The organism is Novosphingobium sp. NFX11, from assembly GCF_057376415.1.
In genome coordinates this window covers 363,508-381,749 of sequence record NZ_CP080385.1, presented here as the reverse complement: position 1 = coordinate 381,749, position 18,242 = coordinate 363,508, and the positions used below count along the sequence as shown (strand labels likewise).

Here is an 18,242-nt window from a genome sequence, read left to right as displayed (position 1 = left end):
ACTTATTTAGAAAATCGAAGGCATGACCACAGCCCCCGGACATGCCGGAGTGCGCGGTGGAGCCAGTCTTCATCCCGTTCCCTGGAGCACCCGGCGATCTCGTCGCCGTGGTGATCCAACCTCTTTTCTGCCCGGCTTTATGCGCAGGATGATCCGCCGTGACAATAAAAAAGTCGATCATGATTGCTTTTTTATGGCGCACGCAAGCCCGCAACCCCGCCAAACCTGCGGGTTTCAGCGGTAGGCCGCATTCAAAGTGCGGCTAGATAGCAACAATTGAGCTAGACTTATTACTCGTCGCTCGCCATGCTTCGGGTCATCGGCCGCGAGCGTGACCGCCTTCGTGCGGAGGCGCTGCGGCCCAACGACAATCATGGATGGAGAGGCGCCCGATGCCGGTCATGGCTGAGAGGATTTCCGTTGTGTCGCCCGTCGCGGGAGTGAAGCGGCGATGAGTGAGGCTCTCGATTACGACGTCATCGTCATCGGCACCGGGGCGGCGGGGCTCAGCGCCGCAGCGCTTGCAGCACAGGGCGGCGCCAGCGTCCTGATGGTCGAGGCAGCCGACCGCACCGGCGGGTCGAGCGCCTTGTCCGGCGGCGTGTTCTACGCGGCGGGCACATCGCTCCAGCGCGAGGCCGGGCTGGAGGACGACACGGCCGAGGCGATGTTCCACTATTACATGACGCTCAACCAGTACAAGCTGGAGCCCGCCCTCGTGCGCACGCTTTGCGAACGCTCGGCCGAGGCGTTCGAGTGGCTGCGCGAAATCGGCGTCGGGTTCACCGTCGAAAACCTCTACGCCTCGGGCGTCGACAAGGTCCGGCGCGGCCACCGTGCGACGGACGGCGGCGCGGGCATCGTCGAAGGCCTCGAAGGCTTCCTGTCCGGCAGGAACATCGATACCGTCCTCGATACCCGCGTCGAGACCCTGCTGGTCGAGAACGGCCGGGTCTGCGGCATCGTCGCCGACGGCGCGCCGGTGCGCAGCGCCGCAACGGTGATCGCCACCGGCGGCTTCGGCGCCAATCCCGAGATGCTGGCGCAACTCTATCCCGATGCCTCGCGTTACGGCGACCTCCACTGGTATATCGGCGCCCCTACCTGCCGGGGCGATGGCCTCGGCCTTGCCGCGCAAGTGGAGGGGCAGTTGAGCAAGGCCAATCGCGGCCTGCTCCTGATCACTCCGGGCTTCGTCAAGGACCTCGAAAGCTACCTCCCCGGCTGGCTGATGATGGTGAACCGCGACGGGCGCCGGTTCATCGACGAAACGATAGAATATTCGGTCCTCGCCGCCGTCCTCGACGAACAGCCGGGACGGGACTGCTTCGCGGTGTTCGACGAGGCATCGCGCCTCGCCTCGAAGACCACCAAATACCGGCCTGCCCCCAACTGGACGGCGGACCGGCTGCTGGACCATGTGGAGGCCGGAACGCTGATCAGCGCACCGACGCTGGAGGACCTTGCCGGGAAACTCGGCGTGCCCGCCGCCCGTCTTGCGACGACGGCAGAGCGCTACAATTCGCTGGTACAGATAGGGAACGACGAGGACTACTTCAAGCCCTCGGCGATGCTGCGGCCGGTCGCGCAAGGGCCGTTCTACGCCGCGCATATCCGCCCGGCCGTGATCTGCTGGACGGGCACCGGCATCCGTATCGACACCGAAGCCCGCGTGCTCGGCGCCGACGATCGCCCGGTGCCGGGCCTCTACGCCGCCGGGGAGACGACCGGCGGCATGTTCGGCCAATGCTACGCGGCGGGCGGCGCCTCGATCGGCAACGCGGTCGTCTTCGGCCGCATCGCCGGCGCCAACGCCGCGAAAGAGAAGGTGAACGCATGACCATGGGAGACAGGACCGTCGACGTCCTCATCGCCGGGACCGGCGCGGCGGGTCTCACCGCCGCCGTCACCGCGCGGCGCGCCGGGCTGGACGTGCTGGTGGTGGAGAAGGAAGCCGTCTTCGGCGGCACCACCGCGACCTCCGGCGGCGTGCTGTGGGTACCCGGCAACCACCACTCCCCGGCCATGCAGCGCGCCACCGGCCAGAGCGACGACATCGAGAGCGCCCGCGCCTATCTGGTCGAGGAAACCGGCAACTACATCGAGCCCGACCGGGTCGAAGCCTACCTCGACACCGCGCCGCGCATGGTGCGCTTTCTGGAAGAAAACAGCCACGTCCGGTTCTACGGGATGGACTATCCCGACTATCACTCGGAGAGCGCGCATAGCTCCATCGTCCGCTCGATCGGCACCGTCGATTACGAGGCGCGCGAACTCGGGCCGCACCTGAAGAACCTCAAGCAGCAGTTGCCGCAGACGCTGTTCCTCGGTTTTGCCGTGGGTTCGGGCGTGGAGATGATCCAGTTCATGAAGGCTGGCCGATCGGTCAAGGCGCTGGGCTTCGTCTCGAAGAAACTGGCCAGGCACTTCGCCGATGTGCTGCGCTATGGCGAGGGGCAGCAGGTGGTGCGCGGGCGGGCGCTGGTGGCGCGGCTGGCGCGCACGCTGTTCGACCTCGACGTGCCGATCTGGCTGTCCTCCCCCGTCGCCGGGCTGACCCGCGCGGATGGGCGCGTCACCGGGGCCGAGATCGACACCCCGCAAGGCCGGGTGCGGATCACCGCGCGCCGGGGTGTCGTCCTCGCCTGCGGGGGCTATCCCAACGACCCGGAGCGCCGCGCCGCGACCTTCCCGGCGCCCGCCAACAACCGCGAGCAGCGCAACCCGACCAACCCCGGCAACACCGGCGACGGCATCCGCCTGGCCGAGAGCGTCGGCGGCGTCTTCAACGGCAACGTCGCCCATGCAGCACCGTGGATGCCGGTCTCCGTCCTGCCGGGATCGACGGACTTCACCGGCGTCTGGCCGCACCTGATCGACCGGCAGAAGCCGGGCTTCATCGCCGTGCGCCCCGACGGCCGCCGCTTCGGGGACGAGTCCAGCGCCTACCACGACCTCGTCCCCCAGATGACCCGCGCCAGCGAGGGTGACGCCAGCGCATGGTGCTGGCTGATCGGCGACGCGGCGGCGGTGAAGAAATGGGGCATCGGCATGGTCCGCCCCTTCCCCATTCCCCATGGGCAGCACTTGCGCAGCGGCTACCTCAAGCGCGCCGCGACGCTGCAGGAACTCGCCGCCCAATGCGGCATCGACCCCGCCGCGCTGGAACGCACGGTCGCGACCTTCAACGCCAATGCCGAGGCCGGAGTGGACCCCGAGTTCGGACGCGGCGGGCGGGTCTACGACGTCTATCAGGGCGACCCGGAGCACCGGCCCAACACCTGCCTCGGCCCGCTGACCAAGGGTCCGTACTGCGCCATCCGCATGGAGGCGGGGATCATCGGCACGTTCGCGGGGCTCAGGACCGACCGCCACGCCCGCGTCCTCGACGGCGAAGGAGCGCCGGTGCAGGGCCTCTACGCAGTGGGCAACGACCAGGCCAACGTCTTCGCCGGGGCCTATCCGGGCGCGGGGGCGACGATCGGCCCTGCCATGACCTTCGCCTATATCGCGGGCAGACACCTTGCGGGGCAGGCGGCGTAAATGGAGGAGTTCGACTTCATCGTCAGCGGCGCGGGCTCGGCGGGCTGCGTCGTCGCGGCGCGGCTCAGCGAGAACGGGCGTTACTCGGTGCTGCTGCTGGAGGCCGGGCCGGAGGACAAGGCGTTCTGGATCAGGCCGCCGATGGGCTACCCGATGCTGTTCGCCGACCCCAAGGTCAACTGGATGTTCGAGAGCGAGCCCGAGGCCGAACTCGGCGGCCGCCGCATGTACCAGCCTCGCGGCAAGGTGCTGGGCGGGACCAGTTCGATCAACGGCATGCTCTATATCCGGGGCAACGCGCGCGACTACGACGACTGGCGCCAGCGCGGATGCGAGGGTTGGAGCTTCGCCGACGTCCTGCCCTACTTCCGCAAGGCCGAGGACCAGCAGCGCGGACCCAATGCCTATCACGGCGTCGGCGGACCGCTGACGGTGTCCGACCAGCCGGGCCGCTCCGAGATCGCCGTCGCCATCGTCGAGGCGGCGCAGGAGGCGGGCATTCCCTACAACCCGGACTTCAACGGCGCGGAGCAGGAAGGCACCGGCTTCTTCCAGACGACCACCCGCAACAACCGGCGCTGGAATACCTCGCAGGCGTACCTCACCCCGGCGCGGGGGCGGGCCAACCTGAAGATTGAGACCGACGCCCATGCTACCCGGGTGCTCGTCGAAGGGGGCCGCGCCACCGGGATCGAGTACCGCACCAAAGCGGGCCTGGTCACCGCCAGGGCGCGGCGGGAAGTGGTGGTCTGCGGCGGCGCCTTCGGGTCGCCGCAGCTTCTGCAGCTTTCCGGCATCGGCCCCGCCGCGCACTTGCGCGAAAGCGGCATCGCGCCGGTGCTCGACCTGCCGGGCGTCGGTGCCAACCTGATGGACCATTTCTACATCTCGCTGATGTTCCGCTGCACCCGGCCGATCACCATCAACGAACTGGCCAACAGCCCGCTGCGCAAGCTGAAGGCGGGGATCGACTACGTCCTGTTCAACAAGGGGCCGCTCGCCAGCAACGGCATCTATGCGGGCATCTTCACCCGCACCGACGAGCGGCAGGACCGGCCCAACCTGCAGGTCAACACCAACATCTGGACCGTCCAGAGCCGCACGGCGGCGGGCATGAAGGCCCACCCCTTCCCCGGCTTCACGATGAGCCCGGTCCACCTCAACCCGCGCGCCAGCGGCACGGTGCGGCTGCGCGGGCCGGACCCGCTGGCCGACCCGGTGATCCGCCAGAACTTCCTGACCGACCGCATCGACGTGGATGCGATGATCGCGGCGGTGAAGGTGGTGCGCGGCGTGGCCGCCCAGCCCGCGCTCGCGCCCTACAATGCGGGCGAGATATCGCCCGGCGCGGATGCCCGCAGCGACGCGGAGATCGAGGCTTACGTGCGCGCCGCCGCCATCGCCAACCTGCACCCGGTCGGTTCGTGCCGGATGGGTGTCAGCGCCGACGCGGTGGTCGATCCGCGCCTGCGCGTCCACGGCATCGCCGGGCTTCGCGTCGCCGACGCCTCGATCATGCCGAGCCTGCCGTCCGGCAACACCAACGCCCCTCGATCATGATCGGCGAGAAGTGCGCCGACATGATCCTGGAAGACGCCCGATAAAAGAGGAGAGAGACATGCCGACACTGGAACAGCGCATCGCCCGGCTGGAAGCGGAATCGCAGATCCGCCAGCTCGTCGCCCGCTACTGCTTCACCATCGACGACCGCGACATCGACGGCATCCGCGCCCTCTTCGCGCCCGATGCGGTGCTGAAATCGGCGGACGGGGTGATGAACGCCACCGGCGTCGATGCGATCATGACGCAGTACGACGGGCGCTTCGACGTGCTCGGGCCGGGGCACCACTTCATGCACGACGTCCAGATCGACTTCGTCGGCGATGGCTCGCTAGAAGCGACGGGCCGTGTGATCGGCCATGCGGAATTGTGGCGCGGCGGCAGGATGATGGTCACCGCCATCCGCTACGACGACAAGTATCGCAACACCGACGCGGGCTGGAAGTTCGCCGAGCGGACGATCGGCTTCCTCTACTACGTGCCGATCGAGGACTATCCGAACATCCTCTCCACGCCCTTGCGCAACCACGCCTATCCCGAGCCCATGCCGGCGGATTTCCCCGAGCGCCTGCCGACCTGGATCGCCTACGAGAAATCGCGCGGGAGGGGCTGAATCCTCCCCCGAGGGGAGGGGGACCATGCGCAGCATGGTGGAGGGGCACAGGCGGTTTGCGTGAGATCGAAGGGAAGCGCCCCGCGCGAGGGTGCCCCTCCACCACCCTGCGGGTGGTCCCCCTCCCCGTGCCGGGGAGGAATTTGCACCCACCTCGTCATTGCGAGCGCAGCGAAGCAATCCAGGGCCGCGCAAGACCGCCCTGGATTGCTTCGCTGCGCTCGCAATGACGAACTTGGGGTTTGCAGATACGACAATACCCGCTGGCGAGTGCGGGCCATTACGCCGGGGAAATCAACGCAAGTCCGAGAACATCGGGTCGGCGTCGGGAGCGTCCAAGCTGGGACGCAGGGTTTTGTTTTCCGTGAAGCTCTGGCGAGCGGCCGGGTAACTCACGGTGCAGCCCGGCTCGACCTGTATTCCATCGGACTTGTCCCATGTAGCCGTCGTTAGGGCTCGCAGCGTTATCGGCCGATGGTTGTCCGGCGGGGACATCCGGTGCCCTGCGTCAAGTCGCAGGAGCGGGCGGATGACGCTTTCCGGGAACTCAGGGACAGTCCGGGTCTTCGAACGGACGCGTGGGTTGCACGATCGCGGCTTGAAACCGCATCCCGGCCCACGACGCCGACCCGATACACCTTTCCAGCGTGATCATCGCCGGATCGGATGCTGGGGCTTATAACCCATTTGGCGATAAATGTCAACCTGCCTCATCCGATCATCGCTTCCACTTCCTCGCGGATGATCTTGCCGCTGGCGCTGCGGGGGAACGCCTCCATCGCGATGAAGCGTACCGCCTTGGGCCGCTTGTATCCGGCCAGCGCGTCGCGGCACATCTGCATCACCACCTGCTCGTCGAGCGAGGGATCGTTGCGCGCGATCACCGCCACCGGCACTTCGCCCCATTGCGGGTCCGGGCGGCGCACGACGATGGCATCGTTGACCCGCGCATCGGCGAACAGCACGCGCTCGATCTCGGCCGGGTAGATGTTCTCGCCGCCCGACTTGATCAGGTACTTGGAGCGGCCGACGAAATCGTAGCCCGAAGGCGTCCGGCGGAACAGGTCGCCCATGTGGAACCAGCCTCCGGCGAAGCACTCGGCATTGGTGGCCTCGGCATTCCAGTAGCCGCTGAACAGCGTCGGCCCGCGCACGCAGGCCTCGCCGGTCGCGCCGTCGGGCACCTCGTTGCCGTCCGCACCCAGCAGGCGCAAGTCGCACAGCAGGCTCAGCCGCTTGGGGAAAGCCGAAGGCATCGTGCCGACGGGGATCAGATCGGCCGATAGCGGCGGCATTCCCGTCTCGGTCGCACCGAATGAGTTGAGGTAAGGCGCGCCCAATGCCCGGGTGATCGCCGCGATCGTGGCGGAGGGGACGAGGTCCGCCATGCAGCCCGCCGCCTTGACCCCGCGCACCCTGGCATCCCGCGCCTCGAGCCGTTCGAGCAGCGGCTCGATCGTCGCGGGCACCAGCATTAGCCAGCCTATCGGAAATTCCTCAAGCGCATCGACCAGCGCATCGGCGTCGAAACCGTCGATGATGATCCCGGTGCCGCCGCACATCAGCGTCGCCAGCAGGTGCTCGGTCCCGCCCATGTGGAACATCGGCGCCCACGAGACGTAGGCGTCAGTCATCGCCACGCCCATGTCGAGCCGCATGGCGCACATCCGCGCGACTTCGGCGCGGTGGCTGATCACGGCGGCCTTGGGCAGCCCCGTCGTGCCGCTGGTGTAGATGATGAGCAGGCCGTCTTCCGGTTCGGCCACGCTGGCGGTCTCTCCCGCCGCGCCGAGACGATCGATGGCGGCGAAGGGACGACCGTTCGCCACTTTCTCCCCGAGGACCTGATGGCGGGACGAGGCGACCAGCAGCGAGGGGTCCACCAGTTCGACGCAGTGGCGCATCTCGGCATCGGAGAGCCGCCAGTTGAGGCAGGCCGCGATCAGCCCCAGCTTCGCGCAGGCAAGCTGGACGGCGGTGTACTCGAAGCGGTTTTCCGACAGGATCGCCACGCGCTGCCCGCGCACGAGCCCGCGTGCGGCGAAATCGGCGGCCACCGCATCGACGCAGGCAAGCACCTCGGCATAGCCGAGGCGCATCCCGCCCTGCACGATCGCCAGCGCCTGGGGGTCGCCCGCGCGCGCATGGCGACAAGGTCATAGACGCTGGCTGCGAAAGCCTTCTCCATCATCGCTGTCTCTCCCGTCCGTTTCTATTCTTGCCCTGAGCACGACGTTGTCCGGTGCGACCACAAGTTCCGCGTCGCAGGTGTCCTGGTCCCAGGTCCCGCGCGCCAGCACGCCGTCGCCCGCCAGCACGTTGCCCAGCAACGCCGCCTCGATCGAGCATATCTCCCGGTCGGGCCGCGCTTCCATCACCATGTTGAGCAGATAGGCGAGGTTCGTCGGCCCCGGATTGACCGTGCGCGGGCCGAAGCCCAGCGCCTCGGCCGCGGCGGGGTCGACGTGGATCGCATTGTCGTCGCCCAGCGCCTCGCACCACAGCGCCATCGCCTCGGCGGGCACGGCGCCAAGTTCCCACGCGCTCATGCGGGTGCCTGCACGGCCGGTCCGGGCGCGGGCATGATCGTGGTGAGGCTGACCCGCGCGTGCGGCCGCCCGGCGGCGCTGACCGTCATGCCCAGGGTCAGGTGGTCGGCCGCGCCGAACCTGCGGCTTGCCTTGCGCTCCAGCGAGACCACGCGGGCGGCCACGTCGTACCCGGTATCGACCGTCAGCGGCGCGTCGTAGTCGATCCGGCAGCGACCCAGCACCGCCCCTCGTCGAACGCGAGGCCGAGCGCACGGCACACGTCGCCCACCCGCGCACCCATGCCGCCCAGCGCCGCGACGAAGGCGAAGACGGGGTGCGCCTCCTTGGCCCGGCGCTGCGGCGCAGCGCAGGACCGCCGGATCGCATCGTCGAGCCCGGCAGACAGCAGGAAGCGCCCCGGCGGTATCGCGAAATGGTCCATGCCTCTCCCGGAATGGCTGCTTGGTAAGTCCGCGCCCACGTGTTGCATGTCGCGCGATTGGGCGTAAAGCTGACCTCGGGCTTCGCCGGAGTCAACCGCAATCGAGGCCAGTAATGAGGATGGTTCAATTATCATGGCGAACCCGGTGAAGACCACGGAGGCCGAACCCCTCGCCTGGCGGCGGCGCAAGGACTATCGCCCGCAGGAAATCCTCGCCGCCGCGCGTCGGCTGATCGAGGAGGAAGGCACCACGGCCACCTCGATGGCGCGGATCGCCAAGCTGGCGGGCGTGTCCGAGGCTACGGTCTACAAATACTACGACAGCAAGCAGGAACTGGTGAACCAGGTGCTGGTCGACTGGGCGACGCCTTTCGTCGAGCGCCTGATCGCAGAGCTGCGGCACATCACCGACCTGCGTTCGCAGCTGACGCTGATCGCCGCGCGCTTCATGCGCTCGATCGAGGAGACGCCGCGCTTCCACCGCGTGTTCTACCAGGAACTGCGCTGGGCGGACTATCGCGGGTCGGCGCTGCACAAGCTCAACCACGTCTTCGCGCATAGCGTGGTCGAGGCGGTGCAGCAGGCGCAGCACGAGGGCAAAGTCCGCGCCGACGTCGATCCGGTGATGATCCGCGACATGATGTTCGGCGGGCTGGAGCACGTCGCCATGCGCACCAGCTTCATCGGCCGCCCGCTCGACATCGACGCGGAGGCGAAGCGGTATGTCGACGTGCTGCTCTGCGGCGTGCTGTCCGAGCCGGGCGAACCGCGCGGACCGTCGGAAACGGAGCGGCTGTCGGCGCTGATCGACCGGATGGAAGCGGCGCTGCGAGGGAGGCCGGGCAGCTAATTCTCCCACCCTTCGTCATTGCGAGCGTAGCGAAGCAATCCAGGGCAGGATAAGCCGCCCTGGATTGCTTCGCTACGCTCGCAATGACGAACGGGGAGAATGGCCATCGCGCCTGCACATCCGCTTTGATCTCCGTTCGATTCGCCGCAGCATAATTATAAAAGACGTTCATGAATGTCTTTTTTATCGACCGGATTGCGCTACCGATCAGGTTGGCGAGGCCGGAACCCACCGGCCCGCACGGCGTGGGAGAGCGCGATCCAGTGAGACGACCCGGCGCGGACGAACCGACGATGCAGGCGCTCAAGAGCGCCCAGACCCGCGCGCGGCTGATCGACGCGACGATCCGGGTGCTCGTCCGCAGCGGCTATTCGCGCACCACGACGCCGCAGGTGGCGATCGAGGCCGGGCTGTCACGCGGCGCGATGCTGCACCACTTCGACAACGGCGTATCGCTCATCAAGGCGACCATCATGCACCTGCACGAGCGCCGCCTGCGCGCCTTTCGCCGCGCCGCGGAGCGCAGTGCGCTGGATCACAGAGCGATGGTGCGCACGTACTGGAAGCAGATCCAGAAGCCCGCCTTCATCGCCTTCCACGAACTGGCGGTGGCGGCACGTACCAGTCCCGACCTCGCCGCCGTGCTGATGCCGCTGCAGGTGGAGTTCCGCGAGCGGTTCAACCAACTCGCCGTCCAGCTCTATCCCGAATGGCAGGCAAGCCCGGAGAAGTTCGCGCTGGCCATGGCGATCTCGCAAGCGACGATGGAAGGCATGGCGATCAACCTGCTGACGGGCGCCATGGACGCCGGGCTGGTGGAGCCGGTGCTCGAAGCGCTCGAAACCCAGCTCCACGCCCTCAGGCCGCAGGATCAGGCGGCATGAGCGAGACCCCAGCGAATGCCCCGCCGCAGCAGTTCGTGGAACACCGGGTAATTCCACGCACAGCGCTGCGGATGGGGCCAGAACGGGCTTACCGGCAGCAGGTCGTAGTGACCCCGGCAATGGCCGAGCGTCAAGTAGAGGATCGCACCCTCGCCGACCTTGCGCTCGTAGAGCACGGGCACTTCCGCCTCGTCCCAGTCGGCATCGCGGAACTCGTCGCAGCGACCGGTGAAGCTGGTGTGCAGCAGCACGTCGATGTCTGCGGTGCGGTGCGTCAGGTAAAGCTCGTCCTCGACCCGGAAGTCGCGCAGCCCTTGCGTCATCTCGTGATCGCCCCGGGTGACGAAGACCTTGAACGGCGCGATCGGCGGATGGCCGGCGAAACGCGTGCCGAGCAGGCCGGTGAAGGCGGGCACCTCGTCCGGGGTATCGACCACGCCGTCCGCGCCGAAGCGCAGCACCGCGTTGGTCCCGTGCAGCGCCAGCCAGCGCCCGCCGCGCGCCAGGAACGCCTCCAGCGCGGCGACTTCCTCGCCGCGCGTCGGCACCAGATCGCAGGTGTAAGTGATCAGCAGGTCCGCCGCCGCAAGGCTCGCCAGATCGGCGTAATCGGAGGCCACGGAGGCGCGGATGCGCGGTGTTTCCGCCAGCAGTTTGAGCAATTCGAGGCGGGCATAATCGATGTCGTGGAACTTCCCCGCGGCGATCAGGTGGACCTTCATTCCGGCAAACTCCCCTCACGTGTGTGCGTGTATGCGCCCGAGCGTAAGGCTCGCCACGCCTGCGTCCAAGCATCGAAATTCAGGCCGCAGCGCGGTCGCTTCATCATCGGAGAATACGAATGAGCGGTAAGGGCAAAGGCCCCCTCGCAGGTGTCAGGGTGCTCGATCTCACCAGCGTGCTGATGGGGCCTTATGCGACGCAGATCTTCGCCGATCTGGGCGCGGACGTGATCAAGGTGGAGAGCCCCTCGGGCGACACCACACGCTTCATCCCGCCGGGGCCGGACGCCTCGCGCGGGGCGATGTTCCTCAACGTCAATCGCGGCAAGCGCTCGATCGTGCTCGACCTCAAGCAGGGCGAGGCGCGCGCCGCGCTGCTGAAGATGGCGGAAAGCGCCGACGTGTTCATCCACTCGATGCGTTCCAGCGCGATCGGGCGGCTCGGGCTGGACTATGCGGCGCTGAAGGCCGTGAACCCGAAGATCATCTACGCCAACCTCTACGGATCTCGCGCGGAGCGGCCCGTACCGCGACTATCCCGCCTACGACGACATCGTGCAGGCCGCCTCGGGCATCGTCGACCTGCAGGCGCGCCTCTCGGGCGGCGAGCCGACTTATGCCGCGACGGTGATCGCCGACAAGGTGGCGGGCCTCACCGGCGCCTACTCGGTGATCGCAGCGCTCTATGCGCGCGAGAAGACCGGGATCGGGCAGGAGATCGAGGTCCCGATGTTCGAGACGCTGGTGTCCTTCGCCATGGTCGAGCATTTGTGCGGCTCGCTCTTCGTGCCGCCCCAGGGGCCGCCCGAATACCCCCGCGCCACCTCGGAAGCGCGGCGCCCCTACCGCACGGCGGACGGCTACATCGGCGTGATGATCTACAACGATAAGCACTGGCGCGCCTTCTTCGATGCGCTGGGCAACCCGGAGTGGTCGCAGGACGCCATGTTCGCCTCGATGCGATCGCGCACGCAGAACATCGGCACCGTGCTGGCGAAGGTGGCCGAAGTGATCGAGACGCGAACGACCGAGGAATGGGTGGAGCTGTTCCGTCAGGCCCACATCCCCGCCACCGCGATCAAGAGCCTGACCGACCTGCTCGACGATCCGCATCTGGTCGAAACCGGCTTCTGGCAGGAGCGCGAAACGCCCGAGGGCACCCTGCGCTTCCCCGGCATCCCGACGACTTTCTCCGAAACCCCCGGCGCCATCGGCGATCCCGGCCCAGCGCTGGGCGGCGAAAGCCTCGACGTCCTGCGCGAAGCGGGTTTCTCGGCCGAGGAGATCGCCGATCTCCAAGCGCGGGGCGCGGTAAGGACGGCGGCATGAGCCCCGAAACCCATTGGCGCACGGCGCTGGCGGAAGGTCGCCTGCTGCTCCAGCGCGCGGAGGATGGCAGCGCGGTGTTCCCCCGCGCCTCGCCGCACCGGGCAGCGGCGGGCCGCTCGAATGGTTCGAGGCATCCGGGCGCGGCCGGGTCTACACGCTCTCGTGGATCAACCGGAAGCCGCCCGCCGAGCCCTATCACGTCGCGCTGATAGACCTCGACGAAGGCGCGCGGCTGATGAGCCGGGTGGAGGGCGTGACGCCCGAAACGCTGGCCATCGGGATGCGTGTGGAAGCGTTCGTCGATCACGACGGGGATGCACCGCTGCTGCTGTTTCGGCCGGTGGAGGACTGACGATGACCGACACCTTCCCTCGCGCCCGCACCGCCATCGCGGGCCTCGCCACCTTCGGCATCGGCGAGACGCCCGGATACAGTTCGATGGAACTGACCGCGCAGGCCGCCCTCCTCGCCGTCGCCGATGCCGGGTTGACGCTGGCTGACGTCGATGCCCTGTTCATCTGCCAGCCGGACGACTTCTTCGCAGGGCTCTCCTTCGCCGAATACCTCGGCCTGCAGCCGCGCTATACCGACAACAACCGCACCGGCGGCTCGGCCTTCATGAGCCACATGGCGGTGGCGGCGATGATGCTGGAGGCGGGCTATATCGACTGCGCGCTGATCGCCTACGGCTCCAACCAGCGCAGCAACGGCGGCAAGCTGGCGACGAAGATCACCAATAATCAGTGGGATGCGCCTTACGCGCCCATATTCCCGCTGACCGGCTATGCGCTGGCGGCTGCGCGTCACATGCACGAATATGGCACCACCCGCGAAGACCTCGCCGCCGTGGCGCTGGCCGCAAGGGCCTGGGCGCAGACCAACCCCGAGGCTTTCGCCAAAGGCCCGCTGTCGCTGGAGGAGTGCCTTGCCGCCCGCATGATCAGCACCCCGATCTCGGTGCGCGACTGCTGCCTCGTCACCGACGGCGCGGCGGCGATCGTGATGACACGCACGCCCCGCGCCCGCGACCTTGCGAAACCCGCCGTGCCGCTGCTGGGCGCGGCTGCTGCGACGTGGTGGAATTCGATCGCGCAGGCCAAGGACGTGACCGTCACCGCCGCCAGGAGTCCGGCGCGCGGGCGATGGCGATGGCGGGAGTCTCTCCCTCCGACATCCGCACCGCGCAGCTCTACGACGCGTTCACGATCAACACGATCCTGTTCCTCGAGGACCTCGGTTTCTGCGCCAAGGGCGAAGGCGGCCGCTTCGTGAGCAGCGGCGCCATCGCACCGGGCGGCAGTCTGCCGGTGAACACCAACGGCGGCGGCCTCTCGTGCTGCCACCCGGGGATGTACGGCCTCTTCGCGGTGATCGAGGCCGCGCGCCAGATCCGGGGCGAGGCGGCGAACCAGCTGTCCGGCGTGGATGTCGCGCTGGCGCACGGCAACGGCGGCACCCTGTCCAGCCAGGCGACGGTGGTGCTGGGGAGTGTGGCTACCTTGTAAGTCGGAATGCGCCGTCGTCCCGGACTTGATCCGGGACCGCTGGCCGTGAACAGCCCACCTCGCGTCAGGACGTCTCACGGCCAGCATTCGCCTCAAGAATTGCCAGCGGTCCCGGATCAAGTCCGGGACGACGCGTCTTCACTGCAGCGCCAGCACCCGCCGATAGCCCTTGAGCGCGCGGCCCACGAAGAACGCCGAAACCCCCGCCGCCGCCGCGCACGTCACCGAGAGCGAAAGCCCCACACTGCGCTCGTCGGCGAAGACATGGTCGGTCAGCAGCGCCACGATCGTCGGCGCGGCGCCAAGCCCCATGACGCTCGCCACGAAGACGTAGACCGACGAGGAAATCCCCCGCATCCGGTTCGGCGTCGCCATCTGCAGGCCCGAAGACGCCAGCGCCTGCGGGAGCGAATAGGTGAAGCTGGCGAGCGTCGCCACCACCATCGCGAATTCGTAACTGGGCGCGAACGCCAGCGCCAGCGAGATCGGGATCAGCGCCAGCGCGGCGAAGAACGGCACCCGCATCAGCGCGTCATGGTGGCCCCGCCGCCGCAGCCAGTCGGCAACCATCGGCCCTGCCAGCACGCCGATCGAACCGGTGACGAGCACTGCCACGCCGTACTGCACGCCCACCGTGGCCGCACTCGCCCCGAAACGGCGCATCAGCATCGCGGGCATCCACGCCGGGAAGGCGTACAGCACGATCACCAGCGAGGCCATGCCGGCATAGAAATTGCCGTAGAAGTCCCGGCGATCGGTAAAGGTGCGCCAAACTTGCGCAAACGGCATCTGCGCCGAATCCCGAGGCGCCAGCTTGCGCACGGGCTCGCGAATGCGCAGCATCATCAGCGCGATCAGGACGCCGGGGATGCCCGCGACGAGGAACACGACCTGCCACGGGCGCAGCGCTCCCAGATAGGGCACCGCGCTCAGATCCCAGCCCTGCGCCGCCTCCAGCAGCAGCCCACCGAAGATCAGCGCCAGCCCGCCGCCGATGTAGGGTCCCATCAGGAAGATGCTGAATGCGCGCGGGATCATCCTCGTGGGAAAGCTGTCGGCGATGATCGACCATGCGGCGGGCGTGACGCTCGCCTCCGCACCGCCCACTGCCGCACGGGCGAAAAACAACTGCCAGTACCCGCGCGCGAGGCCACAGAGGCTGGTGCCCAGACTCCATAATATCGAGCCGCCGATCAGGATGCGCTTGCGACTGCCGGTGTCGGCCAGCCTGCCGAACAGCGGGCTGAACAGGATATAAGCGGCGGTGAACGCCACTCCCTGCAACAGACTGAGGCGCGTGTCGGACAGTCCGAAGTCTGTCTTCAGCGGCGCCACCAGCAGGTTCAGCACCTGGCGGTCCACGAAACTGGCGGTATAGGTCAGGGTCAGCACGAAGATAAGGTACCACGCCGCCGCAGTGGGCGCAGGCTCGGTATCTTCCGGAAGCGGCGTAGCCTGCTCTTCCGGCTCGGCGAGAGCGACAGCCGCCCCGCTCACGCTCCCGTTCATGACCGGATCCAGTCTTCGATCATCGGCCGGATCGGCTCGCCAACCAGTTCCAGCACCGGACCGTCACCACGCGCCATGTAGGCCATCTGGCCGTAGCGATGCTTGGGAGACGCGCCCGCTGCGATGACCCGCCAGCCTTCGGCCAGCAACGCTTCCACTTCCGAGCCGACGTCGTCCACCCAGGCGCCGACATGGGCGGCGGAAACGGCACGCAGCGCCTCGTAAGCGCCGCCGGGGACCATCTGGATCAGTTCGACGTGGATCGGCCCCTGCCGCGAATACGTGACGGTTAGATGTGCTTCGGACCAACCGAGATCAGGCAGCCATACGCGAATAGGATCGAATTTTCGAATTGGTGCCCATTCGACACCAAGTCCATTTCTCAATTTATCCATGGATTGATGAATATCATCGACTATCAATCCATGATGATGGAGCTTTTCAAAAGCTTTCAATTTATCCTCATCCCATATTATCGATCAGCTTATACGCTGTCGTGATTCGAGAAACGGTTCTCGCCATCCGAAGACGGCAGATAACTTCGGGAGAATAGCACAATGACTGGCCTGATCGTGGAACGCCGTGGCGCCGTGTGCCTGCTGACGATCGACCGCGAGGATGCGCGTAACGCGCTCGACGCGGCCACATCCCACGCGATGGACGAAGCAATCTCGGCCGCGGAAGCCGATCCGGCTGTGGGGGCGATGATCGTGACGGGCGCCGGCAACCGCGCCTTCTGCGCCGGCATGGACCTGAAGGAAGCGGAGCGCATCGGCGCCGGGCATGGCCTGATCCCGGGCCGGGGTTTCGGCGGCATCACCGAACGCCGCCGTTCCAAGCCCCTCATCGCCGCGATCAACGGCACGGCGGTGGCCGGCGGGTTCGAGATCATGATGGCCTGCGACATGGTCTTCGCCGCCGAACACGCACTGATGGGCGTGAGCGAGGTGAAGCGCGGCCTCTTCGCCTTCGCCGGCGGCATCCAGCGTCTCGCCGCGCAGGTCCCCCGCGCCACGGCACTGGCTATGATCATGACCGGCGAACTGCTGCCGGCGCGGCGGCTCTACGAACTGGGCGTCGTCACCGAAGTGGTTCCCGGCGACGGCCTGCTGAGCCGCGCGCTGGAAGTTACGCAGGCCATGCTGGCGAACAGCTGGCAGGCGATCAACAACGGGCGTGAACTCTACGAACTCTCCACCGGGATGGATATCGCGCAGGCGCTGGCAGTCGGTAACGCCTGGGGCAAGGCGACCCTCGCCAGTGCCGACAGCCACGAAGGCATCGCCGCTTACGCGCAGAAACGCGTCGCGGAATTCGGTCAGGACTGAAGCGCCCGATTGTCGAGATGGCAAAATTACAATCACTGTTGACTGTTTTATCGTGCGGGAGGTAGGATCGCAAGCATCACATCGACAGAATCAAACATTCATGTCTGTTTTTGATTCGGTTGGGCCGACCCGGCGACAGTCACAGTTCAGGGCGTCGCGGTTCAAGGCAAGGGAGAGAAGGCCGATGCTCGATCTGGTCACAGATCAAACACCCGAGAACGATTTCGCGCGCATGGACTACGAGCGGGATCGCAAGGGGCCGCCCGAGGGGTTTCCCAAACTCCCCGACATTCCCGGCACCCGCTACACCGACGCCGAATTCCTCCGCCTCGAAAAGGAGATGATGTGGGACCGGGCGTGGCTTTACGCCGGCCACACTGATCAGGTGCCCAATCCCGGCTCCTGGTTCCTGACCCGCAATTCGGGCGTGCCGATAATCGTCGCGCGCAACCTGACAGGTGAGGTCAAGGCGTTCTACAACACTTGCCAGCATCGCGGTGCCCCCTCGTCACCGAGGAAGCGGGTGAAGGGCGCGGCTTTGTGTGCGGCTATCATGGCTGGAGCTACACGCTCGACGGCAAGCTGACGGCGGTGCGCGACAAGCGCGACTTCGTCGATCTCGACATGTCATGCCGTTCGCTGGTGCAGGTACGTTGCGAGCTGTTGGGGTCGCTGATCTTCATCAACCGCGATCCCGATGCACAGCCGTTGATGGAGCACATCGGCCCGATGGCCGAACAGCTCGAACAGTTCGAGCTTGAAAAGCTTCGCCTCGTCGACAGCCGCAGCTACGAAGTTGACTGCAATGCCAAGGTCTTGCTCGACGCTTTTCTTGAGGTTTATCACCTCAAGTCGATCCATATCAACACCGTGGACCGCTTCCTCGATCACCGCGCGATGATCGTCACGCTCTGGCCGGGCGGTCACAGCCGCATGGCGACGCCGAACCGCCGTCCGGACTGGGTAGATCCCGGCACCATAGGCATGCCCGAGATCGCATCGATCACGGAATTCCCGGCGAAGAACAACGTCAGCTACCAGATCTATCCCAACTTCATAATGCCGCCCGCGCCCACAGGCATCCCGATCCTGCAGTTCTGGCCGATCGGGACCAGGCGCACCCGCGTCGTCTCCAGTTGGCTCGCGCCCGACCACGATCCCGAGAATCCGCACCCGCTCTGGCCCACGCGCCTGAACAACTGGGAGCGCATTCTTTACGAGGACCTGCAGTACGCGCCCCAGATCCAGGAATCGCTTGAAAGTCCGGGTTTCAAGGGCATGCCGCTCAACTATCAGGAGCGCCGCATCTATCACTGGCACGAGGAACTGGACCGCCGCATCGGCCTCAACCAGGTGCCGCAGCACGCACGCGTCGAGCAGGTGCTGGGCGACTGGGTACAGAGGGACTGACTTTGCCCCGAGCCCC

Annotated in this window: 16 protein-coding genes and 3 pseudogenes; 12 read left to right on the top strand and 7 right to left on the bottom strand. The window is 66.9% G+C overall.

The window, feature by feature from the left end:
- Positions 1-451: 451 nt before the first annotated feature.
- The 4 genes and pseudogenes from KZO24_RS19570 (at position 452) to KZO24_RS19555 (ending at position 5,716) form a co-directional block, all read left to right on the top strand.
- Positions 452-1,840 carry an FAD-dependent oxidoreductase gene (locus tag KZO24_RS19570; RefSeq protein WP_271182907.1) on the top strand — a complete coding sequence of 463 codons (1,389 nt, stop codon included), beginning with the start codon at positions 452-454 and terminating at the stop codon, positions 1,838-1,840.
- On the top strand, positions 1,837-3,543 hold the full coding sequence (locus tag KZO24_RS19565; RefSeq protein ID WP_271182908.1) for an FAD-dependent oxidoreductase: 1,707 nt from the start codon (positions 1,837-1,839) through the stop codon (positions 3,541-3,543). Before KZO24_RS19570 ends, KZO24_RS19565 begins: the two co-directional genes overlap by 4 nt.
- Positions 3,544-5,147, top strand: a pseudogene (locus tag KZO24_RS19560) (GMC family oxidoreductase). It begins immediately after the preceding gene.
- 14 nt (positions 5,148-5,161) lie between these two features.
- Positions 5,162-5,716, top strand: a complete 555-nt coding sequence (locus tag KZO24_RS19555) for a nuclear transport factor 2 family protein (RefSeq protein ID WP_271182910.1) — start codon at positions 5,162-5,164, stop codon at positions 5,714-5,716.
- 710 nt (positions 5,717-6,426) lie between these two features.
- On the opposite strand, the gene KZO24_RS19550 is transcribed toward KZO24_RS19555, so the two are convergent.
- Genes KZO24_RS19550 through KZO24_RS19535 form a run of 4 tightly spaced genes read right to left on the bottom strand, consistent with a single transcriptional unit; the run spans position 6,427 to position 8,689 of the window.
- A complete protein-coding gene (locus KZO24_RS19550) occupies positions 6,427-7,827 on the bottom strand; it encodes a class I adenylate-forming enzyme family protein (protein ID WP_486487570.1) in 1,401 nt (466 codons plus the stop codon).
- Positions 7,828-7,872: 45 nt separating this feature from the next.
- Positions 7,873-8,265 (bottom strand): hotdog family protein, encoded by a 393-nt coding sequence (locus KZO24_RS19545; RefSeq protein WP_051586885.1) that lies wholly within the window; start codon positions 8,263-8,265, stop codon positions 7,873-7,875.
- Positions 8,262-8,489 (bottom strand): hypothetical protein, encoded by a 228-nt coding sequence (locus KZO24_RS19540; protein ID WP_486487569.1) that lies wholly within the window; start codon positions 8,487-8,489, stop codon positions 8,262-8,264. The genes KZO24_RS19545 and KZO24_RS19540 overlap by 4 nt, the downstream gene beginning before the upstream one ends.
- Positions 8,450-8,689: a hypothetical protein gene (locus tag KZO24_RS19535; RefSeq protein WP_486487568.1), complete on the bottom strand. Its 240-nt coding sequence runs from the start codon at positions 8,687-8,689 to the stop codon at positions 8,450-8,452. The genes KZO24_RS19540 and KZO24_RS19535 overlap by 40 nt, the downstream gene beginning before the upstream one ends.
- Before the next feature lie 145 nt (positions 8,690-8,834).
- Between KZO24_RS19535 and KZO24_RS19530 the strand changes: the two genes are divergently transcribed.
- Positions 8,835-9,539 carry a TetR/AcrR family transcriptional regulator gene (locus tag KZO24_RS19530; protein ID WP_486487567.1) on the top strand — a complete coding sequence of 235 codons (705 nt, stop codon included), beginning with the start codon at positions 8,835-8,837 and terminating at the stop codon, positions 9,537-9,539.
- A gap of 263 nt (positions 9,540-9,802) precedes the next feature.
- Positions 9,803-10,423, top strand: a complete 621-nt coding sequence (locus KZO24_RS19525; protein WP_271182913.1) for a TetR/AcrR family transcriptional regulator — start codon at positions 9,803-9,805, stop codon at positions 10,421-10,423.
- On the opposite strand, the gene KZO24_RS19520 is transcribed toward KZO24_RS19525, so the two are convergent.
- Positions 10,411-11,145 carry a ThuA domain-containing protein gene (locus tag KZO24_RS19520; RefSeq protein WP_271182914.1) on the bottom strand — a complete coding sequence of 245 codons (735 nt, stop codon included), beginning with the start codon at positions 11,143-11,145 and terminating at the stop codon, positions 10,411-10,413. The genes KZO24_RS19525 and KZO24_RS19520 overlap by 13 nt on opposite strands.
- 119 nt (positions 11,146-11,264) lie before the next feature.
- Between KZO24_RS19520 and KZO24_RS19515 the strand changes: the two are divergent.
- From KZO24_RS19515 to KZO24_RS19505, 3 genes and pseudogenes are all read left to right on the top strand, one after another.
- Positions 11,265-12,474 (top strand): annotated as a pseudogene (locus KZO24_RS19515) (CaiB/BaiF CoA transferase family protein).
- 13 nt (positions 12,475-12,487) lie between these two features.
- Complete coding sequence (locus KZO24_RS19510) at positions 12,488-12,826, top strand: Zn-ribbon domain-containing OB-fold protein (RefSeq protein ID WP_486487566.1); 339 nt, start codon at positions 12,488-12,490, stop codon at positions 12,824-12,826.
- A 2-nt stretch (positions 12,827-12,828) separates the two neighbouring features.
- Positions 12,829-13,979 (top strand): annotated as a pseudogene (locus KZO24_RS19505) (acetyl-CoA acetyltransferase).
- 138 nt (positions 13,980-14,117) lie between these two features.
- Here the strand turns inward: KZO24_RS19505 and KZO24_RS19500 are convergent.
- Positions 14,118-15,488, bottom strand: a complete 1,371-nt coding sequence (locus KZO24_RS19500; RefSeq protein ID WP_271182917.1) for a spinster family MFS transporter — start codon at positions 15,486-15,488, stop codon at positions 14,118-14,120.
- Positions 15,485-15,943 carry a VOC family protein gene (locus tag KZO24_RS19495; protein ID WP_271182918.1) on the bottom strand — a complete coding sequence of 153 codons (459 nt, stop codon included), beginning with the start codon at positions 15,941-15,943 and terminating at the stop codon, positions 15,485-15,487. The genes KZO24_RS19500 and KZO24_RS19495 overlap by 4 nt, the downstream gene beginning before the upstream one ends.
- A gap of 102 nt (positions 15,944-16,045) precedes the next feature.
- On the opposite strand from KZO24_RS19495, the gene KZO24_RS19490 reads away from it, so the two are divergent.
- From KZO24_RS19490 to KZO24_RS19480, 3 genes are all read left to right on the top strand, one after another.
- Positions 16,046-16,816, top strand: coding sequence for an enoyl-CoA hydratase/isomerase family protein (locus tag KZO24_RS19490; protein ID WP_271182919.1), 771 nt, complete (start codon positions 16,046-16,048; stop codon positions 16,814-16,816).
- A 184-nt stretch (positions 16,817-17,000) separates the two neighbouring features.
- Positions 17,001-17,402 carry a Rieske 2Fe-2S domain-containing protein gene (locus KZO24_RS19485; RefSeq protein ID WP_486487565.1) on the top strand — a complete coding sequence of 134 codons (402 nt, stop codon included), beginning with the start codon at positions 17,001-17,003 and terminating at the stop codon, positions 17,400-17,402.
- Positions 17,357-18,226 (top strand): aromatic ring-hydroxylating oxygenase subunit alpha, encoded by an 870-nt coding sequence (locus tag KZO24_RS19480; protein WP_486487564.1) that lies wholly within the window; start codon positions 17,357-17,359, stop codon positions 18,224-18,226. Before KZO24_RS19485 ends, KZO24_RS19480 begins: the two co-directional genes overlap by 46 nt.
- Positions 18,227-18,242 lie beyond the last annotated feature (16 nt).